This window comes from Frankia sp. CoBUL1 (genome assembly GCF_978021245.1).
Map to the genome: position 1 here is coordinate 1 of NZ_CDXDOS010000069.1, position 14,970 is coordinate 14,970.

Below are 14,970 nucleotides of genomic sequence, written 5' to 3' on the forward strand. Positions count from 1 at the left end.
GGCCGATGTTGTTCGGGGGAGGTCGGCATGTGCAGCTACCAGCGATGACGCTGCCCGGTGGGGCCTTCCTGGCGATGCTTGCCGGTTCGCGCGAGACGAGGCAACGTCGGTTGACAGACGGTGGCGTGCCCTGGTCTAGCGTGTCCGGACCGGCTGACGCTTCGTGAAGCGCCGTGCGGGAGGTAGGCGGCTGCCCGTCAGGCCGCCGGACAGGCGGCCGAGGCAACGCGGAGCAGATCAATGTGGCCCCGGGTGACCAGGATCAGCCGCTTCAACACAAGAGCAACGGAAGCACACTGCTCCGGCGGTCGCCAAGCATTGAAAAGTATGACTTATCTCACCTCTTGGTCTTTCGGTGGAATCTGTGGTGCATGACGCCGGCCGTGGAGGTCCCGGGATGTCCATCTTCCCGATGGAGAATCGTGAATATACTCACGGGCTGTTCCAGAAATCGCGGCCGGGGACGTCAGGAACAGGAGATGCCGTGGCTCTGCCTGATTTCTTCGTGATCGGTGCTCCCGACGCGGGTACGGAGGTCCTGCACGAGGAACTCGGCCGCCATCGATCCGTCTTCATGCCCGAGATCCCGCAACCGGGGTACTTCCTGGCCGGGCGCATCCTGGAAAGCGGGCTCGACGTCACCACGGCCGGCCGGGCCGGCGTCGTCTGTTCCGCTTGGGGCGAAGCCGGCGGGAGTGCCGGTCGTCCGGGCTGCGTGGCTCGCGCCGGGCCGGGCGAGCGATCACCTGTCCGTCGGCGATCCGACTACGAGGCGCTGTTCGACGCGGCTCCGGCGGGTGCGGTGCGCGGCGAGAGCACCCCGTATTATCTCGCCGACTTCACGGCGCTGCGGCATATTCACGAACTGCTTCCCTACGCGAAGCTCATCGTCGTTCTTCGTGATCCGGTGGAGCGGGCCTATGCGAACTGGGTCCGGATGCGGCTGGCCGGTCTTGAGGACCTCGACGATTTCGAACGTGCCGTGGCCGCCGAGGCCGCCCGGACGGCCGCGTGCTGGCCATGGCCGTGGCGCTACCTGGCCCTGGGCAGGTACGGCACGCAGCTGCAGCGGCTGTTCACGCTGTTCCCCCGCGAGCAGGTACTCCTGACGGCGCACCGCGATCTGATCGGGGATCCCGCCGCCGTCATTCGACGGGTCCACGGTTTCCTGGGGGTCAAGCTGGGGGCCGAGCGCCGAGGACGTCCCGGGCCACCCGGGACGTCCGTGCCGGCGCCCCCGTCCGTGCCGGCCTTCCCGGCCCCCCGGCTGGATCCGGCGATCGGGGCCCGGCTGCGGGACGGGTTCCGTTCCGATATCGCCCTGCTGAGCGACGTGACGAGACGCCGGTTCGACGAGTGGCTCGTCGAACCGGCGGACGACTCCTGACCTATCACCCCGGCCCGCGAGCAGTCCGGCCCGCGAGCCGAGAGGGTAGCGTCGAGCGGGATGAGCGTCTCAGCAAACAGCGATTCCACGGGTGGTGCGCACGCCCCCGAGGTCCCGCCCGTCCCGGAGGGCGGCGAGCCCGCCGCGACAACCCGCCCGTCCGCGCCCGAACCGTTGCCCTACGACGGGGTCGCCTCCGTCGCGGTGGGAACCGTGCTGTGGGCCATCGCCGCGCTGGTCATGGCGTTCTTCCTCGACGACCTGCGGGGCGACGGCCGGCTCTGGTGGTTCGTGACGGCGATTTGCGGCTTCGTCCTCGGGCTCGCCGGCCTGTGGATCGTGATCCGCCGCCGCAACCGGCTGCGGGCGCGGGGAAACCCTGACCACGCGGATCGATAGTCCGGCGACCGGAACCCACCGGCGCGGCTCAGGTCTCGTCGAGGTCGTCCTCCGCGGCTCGGAAGGCGGCACCGTCGGGGTCGCGCAGCGCCGCGGCCAGCGCATGCCGCCGGTCCCACTGCCCGCCGCGCCAGGCCAGGGCCCGCGCGAGCGCGTCTGAGCCGGCCTCGGCATCCACGTGGATCTCGCCGCCGATCCCGCCGAGTACCCGCCAGGGCACCCGGGTTGGCCTGCCGGCGAGATCCTCGACCAGCAGCGGGTCGTGAACCCGGTACGGTGTGCCGTCCGGTGCCTGCCGGGCCTCGCCGGGGCCCGCCGAGGCGATCTCGCAGGTGCCCGCCTCGGCGGTGAGGCGCACGCCGAGGACGTGGGCCACCTCGGCCGCCCGATCCAGCGGGAGACGCAGCCCGAAGCGGTCCGCGCCGAGCAGCCCCAGCATGTCCGGTGCGTCCACCACGACGACGTCGGCGCAGGCCCGGACGCCGTCCGGGGTGCGGACGGTCAGCGGCGGGTCGAACCGCCCGTCGTGGGCGGAACCGTCCGGCGCCGTCAGGACCCGGGCCACCGCGTCGACCGCGGCGATGTACAGCGTGCGAGCCGCGGGCCACGGCACGTCCCGGTCGACGTCGCCCAGCCGGTCGAGCAGGTCCATCACCGCGCCCAGGTCGCCGAGGACGTCCTCCAGCGTCAGCCGGCAGCCGAGGTGGCGCAGGAACTCGTCGTCGACCCCCGGGAGCGGTGCCGCCGGCGCGAACAGCCCGGTGAGCAGGGGGTCCGCGTCGGGTAGGACGAGCTCGCCCGGAGGCAGAACCCTGCTGTCCCGGTGCGCCGGGTGTTCCGCGGAGCGGGGCACCCGGCCGTCGCCACCGACGGGCAGCACCGCGTGCCGCGCCAGCCACCAGCGCGTATAGGACGGCTCGGGGGCGAACACGATGTCCCGCAACGGTGGTCGGGCGAGCTCGGCGAGCGCCTCGGGCCAGGCGGCCCGGTCGACGAGTTCGAGATCGCGTACCGCCGCGAACACCCCGATCATGGCGGGTGCCGGTGGCCCGCCGGGAGGCGGCCGACGCAGGTTCGCCGAGCCGCCCGGCGCGCCGTGGTCGTCCGCCGCGACGTCGTCAACCCAGGTGTCGCTGTCGTCGAGGTCAAGCAGGATCTGCTCGTCGGGATCCAACGGCAGGTCGTGGGCGTGCAACACCCCGAAGGTGCGCAGCACACCGACCTTCGCCAGTACCTCGGCGGGCCAGGCCCGCGCGACCTCGGCGCTCAGGGTGCCGAAGGGCGCGTCCTCGGCGAGCACCCGATCCAGGGGGCCTCCCTGGATCAGCAGCTCGCCGGCCGGGGTGAAGTCACCGTCGCCGTCCGGCAGCAGCAGCTCGTCGAGCCAGCTCAGGTCGGCCGCGGACTCCTCGCCCGCGTCCCGGACCAGCGCCAGCACCGCGTTCGCCAGGGCGGTGAGATCATCGGGATCGTCCTCCGGATCGGCGTCCAGGACCGCCTCGCGTACCGCCGCATCCCTTAGGACACCCGCTGGAGTGCCCTCAAGCGCGCCGAGGGTGCGCAGGGCATCCCGCGCCGCGTCCTGGGCGCAGGCGTCGGGATGCACGACCCGCAGCGGCAGCCCCGATCGGGCCAGCGCGACGATGTCGAGGTCGGCGGTGGGCAGCAGGGTCCCACGCGGACCGGTGACCATCCGCGTCCGCAAGGCGCTGGACCCGGCTGCCCCGCGCGGCTCGGTGTCCTCCCAGGGCGCGGGAACCTCCGTGACCGGTACCGGAAGCGCGCCGAGCGCATCCCGGTCCGGCGCCCCGACCAGGAGCGGATAGAGACGTCCCCACCAGTGTGGCGGGCGGGGCACCCCGGAGAGCAGCTCGACTAGGGCGGCGCTGTCCACCCGTCGAACGCCCAGGGCGGAGAGTGCGGTACGCCACCGGCGGGCCGCATAGGCCGCCGGGAGCAGGCCGGGAACCTGCCCATCGACCTTCGCCGCGACGGTGTCGTCGCCATCCGGACCCGCCCCGTCCGTGCCGGCGATCTCGGCCGGGTCGGCCTCGGTCCAGGTCTCGGCCGGGTCGGCCCCGCAGGAGCGCAGCAGCTCGGTGACCGCATCGGTCGCGGGGCCGAGATCGCAGACGGAACAGTCCCGGCCACGCAGACCGCCGGGCAGCATCGCCGCGTCCGGGAGAAGTCGGATCAGCATCTCCCGTAGCCTGCCGTCGACCTCGCCCACCGGCAGCCCCGTCGGCACGAGGGCCAGCGCGGCCAGCGGGTCGCCGGGTGTCTCGTCTGGGTTCCTGCCGGCGTCTGGGTTCCTGCCGGCGTCTGGGTTCCTGCCGGCGCCCAGGTATTCGGCCAGCGCCACGGTGGCCGCGCTCAGCTGATCGGTGAGCCAGTCTCGTAACGGACCCGATACCGTGTATCGACGCGAGGGATCCAGTGGCAGCTCGACGCTCGCCAGGATCGGCAGCGAGATCGGTTCGTCCGTCGGCTGAGGTGCCCGCACGACCCGGGCGACGCCCTCGGGCCATCCGCCGTCGCGGACCATGACCCGGGCGGTGAAGCGGTTCCGGCCGCGCTCCTCTACCGGGCGGTCGGCCAGCAGGTTGGCCGGGATCACGCCGCTACGGGCGATGCCGCGCCAGCGCTCGCCGTCGAGATCGGCGATCTCCACGCGGGTCGACGTCGCGCCCGGCGCGGGCTGGGATGAGCCGCCCCCGCGGATCCATCGACAGGTGATCGTCCGAACGGCCCCGTCGACGTCAACCACGATCTCGCTGGGACCGCCGAGGACGAGCGGCAGGGTCGGATCGAGCCCCGCCAGCAGATCCCGGGCTGCCGTGGCCGCCGCGACGTCCCGCAGCGGGAGGCGGATCACGGTGTCGTACCCGTCCGGTGGTGCGGGCGGCGCGGGAAGATCGAATGGCAGCCGGAGGATGGGTACCGCCCCGTCGCGCCGGGCCAGTTCTTCGGTCAGGCCCACCCCCGCGGCCGTCACGGCCTTGATCACCCTGCTCTTCGACCAGGTGACTCCGGACGCCCCCCCGCCCGGGCGGGACCGGGAGACGATCGAGGGATCGTCGCTCACCGCGAGCACTGCGGCGAATCCGGCGCCGAACCGCCCTACTGACGTGGTGTCCCGTTTCGCCGAGGCACGCAGGGTCGACAGCGCCTCCACCCCCGCCGGGCTCAGCGGTGCCCCCGTATTGGCGATCTCCAACAGGCCCCCGGGACCGGCGCCGGTCTTCGAAGCATCCGGTGCATCCGGTGCATCCGGAGTGTCCGACTCCGAAGCGGAGGTGCGCAGCCGCAGGTACACCCGGGCCGGGACGCCGGCCTCACGCGCGGCGTCGACCGCGTTCTGCACAAGTTCGACGACGAGGCGGTCGCGGTAGGCGCCGAGAGCCGCGTCCTCCTCGGCATTGGCGTCTTCCCGGAAGCGGGCCGGGGAGGCGGCCCAGGCGTCAAGAACCCGTTGCCGGATCGCGGCGGTTGCGTACTCGTCGGCGGGAGCGCGCGGGATCGTCACTGGCACCCGTCCATACTCGTCTTCCTGCCCGGCAGGGCGGGGGATCGGGTCCGGCACACCGGCGCGCGCGGACAGCCGGATATAACCGCGCACCGTTTTATACTGGTTTGTACTAGGTGTTATCGGGTGGTGCCTGGTGGTATCTGGCAGGTGGGCTATCCGGCCGGGACGCGGCGCCGGGCAGGATGGAGGGATGCCATCCCGCGGACGCCGCCAGGATCCCAGGGCGACCGGTACCGAGCTGGCCGCGACGTTGGCGGACCAGTGGCAGCGGATCGTCGATGCGGTGAGTGTCCTGCCCGACGGGACCCTCGGGGTGCCGAGTCCGCTGCCCGGCTGGACGGTCGGCGACCTCGTCCTGCACGTCTCCCGCTCCGCGACCGCGCTCACCGAGGCCCTGGCCCCCGCGGTCCCGGCGTCCCGGCGCACGACGGATCTCGTCACCGCGAGGGATCTCGTCACCGCGAGCGGCTACCTGACGGGCGCCGGAACCCGGACGGAGGCCGTCGCGGACACCGCCCGCTCGCTGGCGGCGAACCGTGGGCCGGCCGAGATCAGAGGCTGGCTGGCCGGTGAGGTGTCGGCCGCGGTGGCCGCCATGGCCGCGGTGACTCAGGAAGCGGTGGTCCCGACGCCGGGCGGCCCGATGCGCCTGGCGGAGTTCCTGCGCACCCGAGCGGTCGAGGCGGTGGTGCACGGCCTCGACCTAGGCGTCACGCCGGTCCGGGATGCGCTCAGGGCGGCGACGAAGGTGTTCGCGGAGATGTTCACCGAGCGGGCACCCGGACGCTCGGTGGAACTGCGGGTGCCGCCGTTCACGGCCGTGCAGATCGTCGAGGGTCCACGCCATACCCGGGGCACACCGCCGAATGTCGTCGAGGCCGAACCCGTTGCCTTCGTCCTGCTGTGCGCGGGCCGCCTGCCGTGGGCCGAGGCGGTGGCCGACGGCCGGGTCGCGGCCAGCGGCGAGCGCGCCGACCTCAGTTCCTACCTGCCCCTCCTGTAGATGCGGGTTGGCTGGGCCGGATGATCTACCAGGGACGATCTGGTCCGTCCGGGCATGCGCGCACAACGGCCGATGCGCGTCCTCACTGCTAGCGTGGTGGGAGGTAGCTGCCGGGGGTGAGGCGGTGGTCGGAGTGGTCGGCGCGTCTCGGCGCGTCTCGGCGCGTCGGCGGACGAGCCCGGCACCTCTGTGGTCCCGCATGGTCCCGCGCGAGATTGTCCGCATTCTTCGGTGTCCCTGACCTGTCGAGGAGTCCTGGTGCCAGACGTCGCACCCCGCTTCGGCGCCACCCCCGGATGGGAATCAGACCTCTCCGACGAGCCGGGGCCGCGTGACGCCTGCGGTGTGTTCGGGGTGTGGGCGCCCGGTGAGGACGTGGCGAACCTGGCCTACTACGGTCTGTACGCGCTGCAGCACCGCGGGCAGGAGGCTGCCGGCATCGCGGTCGGGGACGGTCGGACCGTGGTGGTCTTCAAGGAACTGGGGCTTGTCGCTCAGGTCTTCGACGAGGTCACCCTGTCCAGCCTGAGCGGCCATGTGGCGGTCGGTCACACCCGGTACTCGACGACAGGCTCCTCCACCTGGGAGAACGCCCAGCCGTCGTACCGCACCGCCCGCTTCGGCGGCCCCATCGCGCTCGGGCACAACGGCAACCTCACCAACATCGTCGAGCTCGCGCGGACGCTCGGCGCGGAGCGGGACCGCCTGCGGGCGACCACCGACTCGGACCTCATCACCGCCATGCTCGCCGACCATCCCGGCCCGACCCTCGTCGACGCGGCGATGGACGTGCTGCCCCGCCTGACCGGGGCCTTCTCGCTGGTCTTCTCGGACGCCTTGACGCTGTATGCCGCCCGGGACGCGCACGGGATCCACCCGCTCGTGCTCGGCCGGCTCGACGGCCATCCCGACGGCGCGTGGATCATCGCCAGCGAGACGGCCGCCCTCGACATCGTCGGCGCCACCCTCGTACGGGAGATCGTTCCTGGCGAGCTGGTCGTCATCGACGCCGAGGGGGTGCGTTCGCGCACGTTCGCCCGGCCCGATCCGCACGGCTGCCTGTTCGAGTACGTCTATCTCGCTCGCCCGGACACGTCGATCGCCGGACGCTCTGTGCACGCCACCCGGGTCGATGTTGGCCGGCAGCTGGCCCGCGAGGCGCCGGTGGAGGCCGACCTGGTCATCCCCGTGCCGCAGTCCGGAGTACCCGCCGCGGTCGGCTACGCGGAGGAGTCGGGCATCCCGTTCGGTGAGGGCCTGGTCAAGAACTCCTACGTCGGGCGCACCTTCATCCAGCCCTCGCAGACGATTCGGCAGCGCGGGATCCGGCTCAAGCTGAACCCCCTGCGGGATGTGATCGAGGGGCGTCGCCTCGTCGTGGTGGACGACTCGATCGTCCGCGGCAACACACAGCGCGCGCTGGTGCGCATGCTGCGGGAGGCCGGCGCCGCCGAGGTCCACATCCGGATCTCCTCGCCGCCGGTACGGTGGCCCTGCTTCTACGGCATCGACTTCGCGACCCGCGCCGAGCTGATCGCCAGTGAGGCGGGCATCGAGGAGATCAGAGCCTCTCTCGGGGCCGACTCGCTGGCCTACGTCTCGTTGGAGGGCCTCGTCGAGGCCTCCCGCCAACCGGCCGGCACGCTCTGCCGGGCCTGCTTCGACGGCGTGTATCCGGTTCCGCTGAACGATTCCGACAAGCTCGGCAAGCATCGGCTGGAGGCGACGGGCGGCGCGGAGACCACCGAGGACATGATCGCCGAGGCGCTGCGGCGCGGCGTGACGCTGGGCATGAACGGTGCCGATCCCTCCCCGGACAACCACGACGCCGAGCCCGAGCCCGAGCCCGATCTTGAGTCCGAGCCCCAGCCGGCCGGGGTGAGGCCCGCATGAGCGGTGGATTGAACTCGTACCGGGCGGCCGGGGTCAACGTGGCCGCGGGCGAGCGTGCCGTCGAGCTGATGCGCGGTCACGTCGCGCGCGCGACCCGGCCCGAGGTCGTCGGTTCGCTCGGCGGATTCGCCGGCCTGTTCGCGCTGGATACGGCGCGGTACCGTCGGCCGCTGCTCGCCTCCTCGACCGACGGTGTGGGCACCAAGATTGCCGTTGCCCGGGCCCTGGACACGCACGACACCGTGGGCATTGATCTGGTCGCCATGGTTGTCGACGACCTCGTGGTGTGCGGTGCGGAGCCGCTGTTCCTGCTCGACTACCTCGCGTGCGGCTCCCTGGTCCCCGCGCGCGTGGCCGAGATCGTCTCCGGCATCGCAACCGGCTGCGAGCAGGCGGGGGCGGCGCTGGTCGGCGGGGAGACCGCCGAGCACCCTGGGCTCATGGGTAGCGACGACTACGACCTGGCCGCGACGGGGGTCGGGGTCGTGGAGGCCGACGACGTGCTCGGGCCGGAGCGAGTCCGGCCCGGGGACGTGGTGGTCGCGATGGCATCATCCGGCATCCACTCCAACGGCTTCTCGCTCGTACGGCATATCTTGTTCGGTCCTGTCGATTCTGGCCAGCCCGGTGGGATTCCCGAGACCGCGCGGGAGGATCTGGAGTCATACGTCCCGTCCCTGGGGGGCACGCTGGGCACGTCCCTGCTGGTTCCGACCCGCATCTATGCCCGGGACTGCCTGGCGCTGGCCGCGGCTGTCGAGGTGCACACCTTCGCCCACATCACCGGCGGCGGTCTCGCGGCGAACCTCGCCCGGGTCATCCCGCCGGGCCTGCTGGCCACGGTGGACCGGGCGTCGTGGTCAGTGCCCCCGATCTTCGGTCTGCTCGCCGAGCGCGGCGAGGTGACCCAGGCGGACATGGAAGCCACCTTCAACCAGGGAGTCGGCATGGTGGCGGTCTTGCCGGCCACTGCGGTCGCCGACGCTCTCGCGCTGCTCGCCGCGCGGGACGTGCCGGCCTGGGTGGCAGGGGAGGTCGGCACGGCGGACGCTCCGGAGCCAGCCGGCGTGGCCAGGGCCCGGCTCGCCGGCCGGCATCCACGCTGAGGCGGCCCGTCCGGGACAGCCCGTCCGGGCAGGGCAGCCCCTCCGGGCAGGTTGGGCAACCTGTCCGGGCAGCCTGGGCTGATCAGGAGTGAACTGGCGAAGAAGCATGCAGCGCGGCCAACATCACGGCAGCACGTTATGGCGGTGGGAGCCCGGGCCTGAGCCCGGACGACCACCGTCGGCGACGACCACCGCGGTGAGCGACTACCGAAGCGACGCTGTCAGCGGGAGGAACGTCGATCGTCCTCGTCGTCTGCGTAGGCGTCGTATCCGTAGTCGTCATCTACGTACGAGTCGTCGTTGTTGTTCTCGCGCGTCGAGCCCGCGCCCAGATCCGCCTTCAATCGGTCGAGATCCATAGTGGGCGAGTTGTACTTGAGCTCGCGGGCGACTTTCGTCTGCTTGGCCTTAGCTCGGCCGCGCCCCATGGCTCGACCCCCTCGAACATGACGACGGGGACCCGCCCCGGTGCTCTCACTGTCTCGTGCTTCCCGAGACTACAGGGACCGGAGGCTTCTCGGCACGCCAACCCGACAGTTGCCTGTCCCCGGACAAGGTGTCCGCGATCGGAAACGGTGTATGAACCCGCTTGTCCGGTGGGTTCGATCGGGGATATCCGCTTGTCCCCGCCGTCGGCGGCCCGTTTGACGGGGCCTAGATGTGATCACCGTCACCTGTTCCCATTGACGTTCAGGCCCCCGCCGGGCGGGTGATCGTGCCTGGTGGCGGGGGTGTGCCTCGCCTCACGGTGCGTCTCGCCCCACGGTGCGTCTCGCCCCATCCGCGGTCGGCGTCAGGGCAGCAGGATCCCCCGCAGGCGTCCCACGTCGGTCATGCGGCGTTCGGCGAGCCGCTCCGCGGCCTCGGTCGGGGTCACCTCCTCGGCCTTGGCGAGGCGGAACACCTCCGAGGTGGTGTCGAAGATCTGCGCGGCCCTGGCCCGGGCCCGCTCCGGCGAGTAGCCCTCGATCTCGTCCGCGACCTGGATCAGGCCGCCGGCGTTGACCACGAAGTCGGGGGCGTACAGGACTCCGGCGTCGGCGAGCTGCCGCCCGACCTCGGGCTGCGCGAGCTGGTTGTTGGCGCCGCCGCAGACGACGCCGGCTCGCAGCCGGCGGACGGTCTCCGCGCTCAGCGCTCCGCCCAGCGCGCAGGGGGCGTACACGTCGATGTCGAGGTCGAGCAGATCGTCCGGGTCCGGCACGGTCTCGGCCGCCGGGAACTCCACCCGCAGCCGGGCCAGGGCCACCGGGTCCACGTCGCCCGCGACCACCGAGGCGCCGCTGTCGAGGAGATGCCCGATGAGCCGCCGCCCGACCTTGCCGACTCCCGAGACCGCGACGCGGCGCCCCGCCAGGCTCGGCGTTCCCCAGCGGTGCCGGGCGGCGGCGCGCATGCCCTCGAAGACCCCGTAGGCGGTCAGCACGCCGGAGTCGCCCGAACCGCCGTGCGCCGGTGACCGTCCGGTTATCCACCGGGTTTCCCGGGCGATGACGTCCATGTCCGCCACGTAGGTACCGACGTCGCAAGCGGTGATGTATCGGCCGCCCAATGATGCGACATGGCGGCCGAAGGCGCGCAGCAGTGGCTCCGACTTCGCGACGGCCGGATCACCGATGATGACGGCCTTGCCGCCGCCGAGGTCCAGCCCGGCGCAGGCGGCCTTGTAGGCCATCGCCCGGGACAGGGCGAGGGCGTCCGCCAACGCGACTTCCTCGTCGGCGTAGGGGTGGAAGCGGGTACCGCCCAGCGACGGCCCCAGCGCCGTCGAGTAGATGGCGATGATCGCGTGAAGACCCGAGGGACGGTCCGAGCACAACAGCACCTGCTCATGGTCACAAACGGCGCTGAACAGGGACGACCTGAACAGGGACGACATGGCGCACCTCTCTCCTCGGGGCCTTCTGGGGGCCTTCTGGGGGCCTCCGTGGGGCCCGTGGCCCCCACCGCCCTGATCCCGCGCGCGGGCCGAACCACCCCGCGCCGCGCCCAGGGCCCGCAGATCGTGTCCTGGCGAACCCTACGGCGCCGGTAGGCCGGACGGCTTGTGTGCGGACGTGCCAGGATCGAGGCATGCCAGGATCCAGGGCATCCGCGTGGGTGTCGTCGGTCGGATCGCGCGCGGTAAGTGGGTCCTGAGGTGCCCGTCGTCTCCCCCGCGGCGTATCTGCGGGTGTACGAACCGCTCGCTGCCTTTCCCGCGGCCGAACGTGGCCGCTGGCAGCGTTACGCCGCCGCGGGGCCGCCTTCGCGCCGGGCCGGGACCCGCCGGGAGCGGGTCCTGGCGCTGGTCGCGACCGTCCATCCCACCCTTGACGTCGCCGACGAGTCGGCCTTCGTCCAGTGGATCGACGGTCTGATGTTCGTCTGTCCGTGGTCGACCCAGCTGCGGGTGTGGCAGGCGGCGCTCGAGTTCCGCGGCCTGATGCCCGACCGCGTCGCGGAGGCGTTCCTGCCACGGCGGATCATCGAGCCGGCCGAGGTCGAGCTGAACCGGTGGAAGGCCCGCCGCCCCGCGCTCAAGGTCCACGTGCAGACCTGTACCTGGATGGTGCCACCGCCGTGGTTCCTGCTCTTCGACCCGGCCGAACGGTCCCTGGTCACGGGGGACACCGCCGAGCGGTCCATGATCTACCGCACCACGATGAGCCTCGCCAGGCGGCGGGCGGGCCGGGCGGTGGAAGCGGTGGAGGCGGTGCGGGCGAGCTCTCCGGACGCCCCGGGAGTCGAGGGCGTCGGCGAGCTGGCCCGTTGGCTGGGGTCCTTCCATCCGCAGAGCAGGGTCGAACTGGACTACGACGGGCTAGTTGACTTGCTGGACGATGACATGCTTCGGCGCGACAACTCTGTAGAGGACATCGTCGAGGCTGTCAGTGCGTTACGCCGTGGGCGAACAGACCTAGCGGTCGAAGCCTACGAACGAGTCCTGATGAGGTGGAGGCCCCTGCAGGCACGGGAATCCGCGAGCTGATCGGCGCATTCTGTTAACTGAGAGTTGCCGCCCGCTTCGGACGAGCTGTGACTAGTCAGTAGATGGTCCTGACGTGCCATGTCCGAAATGCCCCCGAAGGATGCACGATCTGTATGGGACGGAGCGACGCTCTGTGACGGGAGGCCAACGCAATGACGACACGAACGCCAGACGCTGAGCCGCTGCTGACGCCCGCCGAGGTTGCCACGATGTTTCGGGTAGACCCGAAGACCGTGACCCGGTGGGCGAAGGCCGGAAAGCTGACGTCGATTCGGACTCTGGGCGGTCACCGCCGGTACCGAGAGGCGGAGGTGCGTGCCCTGCTGAAGGGAGTTCCGAGCATCGGAAGTGACATCTAGGTTCGCGCCAACCTGGCGCGTTGCACGAGCCCCCTCCTCTCCTCGGGTACGGGTCCTCGGGTGCGGGCCGCACGGCTGACAGTGCGAGGGTGTCGGTCGTGAGTCCCGCGGAATAGGGCCGAAGGTCTCGAGAGCGGTTGATCGTCCCGTATCGGACGACAGCCGGAGGCTGCGGTATCACCATCGGGCCGCTGATGGAGGGGTAGATAGATCCAGGCGTCGGGTCGTCCGGCATGTGGGTGAGCCCATGCGTCGGGATCCTGTCCCGCCGACGTCCCGCGTCAAGGACCACCTCCGCACCGGGAGGGCGCTGGGTGGACCTGCTGGGGAACCGGCGGACGGCCGTTACGGCTGTCCGCCGGTCTCGTCGCGCCGGGCCAAGGCACTGGACGGACGGCCGAGGCCCTGGACAGCCGAGAGGCTGGACAGAGATCCGAGCTGCCCGGAGGTTGATCATCGTTGGGCCGCCGCCTGGCGCCGTAACCCGCCCGGCACCGTGACGTCGGGCGGCGCCGATAACCAGGGCTGGGGGCGGGAGTCGACTGTGCCCGGTTTCCGGCCCAGTACCAGCGCGTTCCGGTTCACGAACAGCTTCGCTCCGCAACCGTTGTTGGCCGTTTCGGCGCCAGGGTCGACTCGGCGGCTGGGCCTCGGCGACGCCAGCCGGGGCCTGTGCGGCGGGATGATCTACGCTGTGAGTGATCTGTTCGAGGCCGGAATCGGGCCGCCGCCTGACGTCGTGGCGCCGGCAGTCGGTTCCCCGCTGTACGCGTACCTCGTCCGCCGCCTGCTGGAGAGCTTCGACATCCCGCGGGGGGTGGCCCGCTACTACCGGCTCATGCAGGGCGCCGACGCCGACGTCAACCGGGGGATCCGGGTCCGGCCGGGAGTCGCGCGGACGAGCCTGGCGGATGAGTGGCCACGGATCCGGCTCGATCTGGACGAGGGGTTGCTGTCCCCGATCGGGATCATCACGGTGCGCTCCCCCGATCCGCGGCTGCTAGGCCTGAACCATCAGGTGCTCGCCTACGCCTACGTCCAGGCCGGAACGTCGATCACGCTCCGTGTCTATGATCCGAACACTCCCGGGGACCGGGCCGACGAGGTCACGCTGAGTTTCGATCTCGCCGAGGTCCATGGTCGCGGCGATCCCGCCGGGCCGGCGCGGATCGAGCACTCGATCGCGATCGAGGGGCTGCCGGTCCGAGCCTTCTTCCGTTCCCGCTACCGATGGGTCGACCCGCGCCGCGCCATCGCGCCCGCGGCAGGCCGCCCCGCGGGGCAGGAGGCGCCGGGCCGTTCACGCCTGGAGAAGGGCCGGTGACGCGGCAGCCGGGCAGCCGGGTGGCCGGGTGGCCGGGCAGTCGTTGGGCAGCCGGGTGGTTGGCCGGCCAGGGGAGCGTTCCCACGGGGATGCCGAGCGGTCGGGATCGGCCTGGGAAGGGTTTGTCGCCCGACCGGGCCATCCCCTATGCTTGCGGTGTTTCAGACGATCGACGTCGCGGTTGGGCGGATGCGCAGCCTCGCTGAGGGTCGTCGCCGCGCCCCCATCGTCTAGCGGCCCAGGACGTCGCCCTTTCAAGGCGGTAGCACGGGTTCGAATCCCGTTGGGGGCACCACGCAGACCCGTGCATGATCCTCTCGCGGATCTGCACGGCCGCCTCCTCCTTCTCGATCTTGTTGGGAGCCTTCCGGACCACCCTGACTGCGTCAACGCCGACGCCAGCGGCGGTTGGCACGGTCTCGCCTGTCAGAGTTACCCGGCAAGTTGCGATGTTAGTCGCGCGGTTGTACCGGACTTCGAGCCGAAGGGCCTCGAAGAGCCGGCGAGAGAGATCCTCAGGCAGCCTGTCGACGTCGACGGCGCCCACCGGCAGCGCCCGCAACAGGCCGGGATTGGGCGCCACCGCATCCTCATCCTCAAGATCGATCAGCGCCTGCTGGAGGGCTTCTCGCTCGGACCTCAGCTCGATCCGCCGCTCCGCGATGTCGCGAGCCATGTCCTGGTCCGGGTTGTCGATAAGTTCGAAGTTGCGCAGCAACCGCTTGCTACGAGCCTCAGCGTCAGCGATGGCGCCGTGGAGTGACGCGATTTGCCGTTTTCGATTATGCTCGCGGGTCGCGTCCACTTCCCTCAGATGAGAGTCGAGAAGATCCAACCGGTACTCGCCGAACACCCGCTCGGCCAGAAACGTGTTGACCCCATGTACAAGGTCATCTTCGCGGAGCCAGATGTCCGCCTTGCCCGGATGCTCGGCCGCGACGTACTCACCCTTCCGGGCACAGACGTAGTAGCTGACACCGCGTGGGTGTCGCCCAGGGC

The 14,970-nt window shown here is 71.3% G+C and carries 12 protein-coding genes and 1 tRNA gene; 9 read left to right on the forward strand and 4 right to left on the reverse strand.

Translation table 11 applies throughout. The features are described from left to right. Positions 1 to 197: 197 nt before the first annotated feature. Positions 198 to 278, reverse strand: a complete 81-nt coding sequence (locus AC08OX_RS07775; RefSeq protein ID WP_347272474.1) for a putative leader peptide — start codon at positions 276 to 278, stop codon at positions 198 to 200. A 206-nt stretch (positions 279 to 484) separates the two neighbouring features. On the opposite strand from AC08OX_RS07775, the gene AC08OX_RS07780 reads away from it, so the two are divergent. Both AC08OX_RS07780 and AC08OX_RS07785 read left to right on the forward strand, forming a co-directional pair. Further along, a complete protein-coding gene (locus tag AC08OX_RS07780) occupies positions 485 to 1,387 on the forward strand; it encodes a sulfotransferase (protein ID WP_476607185.1) in 903 nt (300 codons plus the stop codon). A gap of 60 nt (positions 1,388 to 1,447) precedes the next feature. Beyond that, the gene (locus tag AC08OX_RS07785; protein ID WP_476607186.1) at positions 1,448 to 1,786 is read left to right on the forward strand and encodes a DUF2530 domain-containing protein; all 339 of its coding nucleotides are present in this window, start codon (positions 1,448 to 1,450) and stop codon (positions 1,784 to 1,786) included. A 28-nt stretch (positions 1,787 to 1,814) separates the two neighbouring features. On the opposite strand, the gene AC08OX_RS07790 is transcribed toward AC08OX_RS07785, so the two are convergent. Next, complete coding sequence (locus AC08OX_RS07790; RefSeq protein WP_476607193.1) at positions 1,815 to 5,318, reverse strand: sacsin N-terminal ATP-binding-like domain-containing protein; 3,504 nt, start codon at positions 5,316 to 5,318, stop codon at positions 1,815 to 1,817. Between the two features lie 187 nt (positions 5,319 to 5,505). Here AC08OX_RS07790 and AC08OX_RS07795 point away from each other — a divergent pair, with 187 nt between their 5' ends. The 3 genes from AC08OX_RS07795 to purM all read left to right on the forward strand — a co-directional run bounded on the left by AC08OX_RS07795 (position 5,506) and on the right by purM (position 9,317). Then, the gene (locus AC08OX_RS07795; protein ID WP_476607187.1) at positions 5,506 to 6,318 is read left to right on the forward strand and encodes a sterol carrier family protein; all 813 of its coding nucleotides are present in this window, start codon (positions 5,506 to 5,508) and stop codon (positions 6,316 to 6,318) included. Positions 6,319 to 6,576: 258 nt separating this feature from the next. Continuing rightward, positions 6,577 to 8,211 carry an amidophosphoribosyltransferase gene (gene purF / locus AC08OX_RS07800; protein WP_476607188.1) on the forward strand — a complete coding sequence of 545 codons (1,635 nt, stop codon included), beginning with the start codon at positions 6,577 to 6,579 and terminating at the stop codon, positions 8,209 to 8,211. Further along, positions 8,208 to 9,317 carry a phosphoribosylformylglycinamidine cyclo-ligase gene (gene purM / locus AC08OX_RS07805; RefSeq protein ID WP_476607189.1) on the forward strand — a complete coding sequence of 370 codons (1,110 nt, stop codon included), beginning with the start codon at positions 8,208 to 8,210 and terminating at the stop codon, positions 9,315 to 9,317. The genes purF and purM overlap by 4 nt, the downstream gene beginning before the upstream one ends. 221 nt (positions 9,318 to 9,538) lie before the next feature. Here purM and AC08OX_RS07810 read toward each other — a convergent pair whose 3' ends face one another. After that, complete coding sequence (locus AC08OX_RS07810) at positions 9,539 to 9,745, reverse strand: DUF3073 domain-containing protein (protein WP_011434572.1); 207 nt, start codon at positions 9,743 to 9,745, stop codon at positions 9,539 to 9,541. Positions 9,746 to 10,110: 365 nt separating this feature from the next. Then, positions 10,111 to 11,196, reverse strand: coding sequence for a Glu/Leu/Phe/Val family dehydrogenase (locus AC08OX_RS07815; RefSeq protein WP_476607190.1), 1,086 nt, complete (start codon positions 11,194 to 11,196; stop codon positions 10,111 to 10,113). A 261-nt stretch (positions 11,197 to 11,457) separates the two neighbouring features. On the opposite strand from AC08OX_RS07815, the gene AC08OX_RS07820 reads away from it, so the two are divergent. From AC08OX_RS07820 to AC08OX_RS07835, 4 genes are all read left to right on the forward strand, one after another. Further along, complete coding sequence (locus AC08OX_RS07820) at positions 11,458 to 12,288, forward strand: DUF8083 family protein (protein ID WP_476607191.1); 831 nt, start codon at positions 11,458 to 11,460, stop codon at positions 12,286 to 12,288. A 152-nt stretch (positions 12,289 to 12,440) separates the two neighbouring features. After that, positions 12,441 to 12,647: a developmental transcriptional regulator BldC gene (bldC, locus tag AC08OX_RS07825; protein ID WP_006540950.1), complete on the forward strand. Its 207-nt coding sequence runs from the start codon at positions 12,441 to 12,443 to the stop codon at positions 12,645 to 12,647. A gap of 496 nt (positions 12,648 to 13,143) precedes the next feature. Further along, positions 13,144 to 13,971, forward strand: a complete 828-nt coding sequence (locus AC08OX_RS07830; RefSeq protein ID WP_476607192.1) for a hypothetical protein — start codon at positions 13,144 to 13,146, stop codon at positions 13,969 to 13,971. Between the two features lie 219 nt (positions 13,972 to 14,190). Beyond that, positions 14,191 to 14,266, forward strand: a tRNA-Glu gene (locus AC08OX_RS07835). The last annotated feature ends 704 nt before the right edge of the window (positions 14,267 to 14,970 follow it).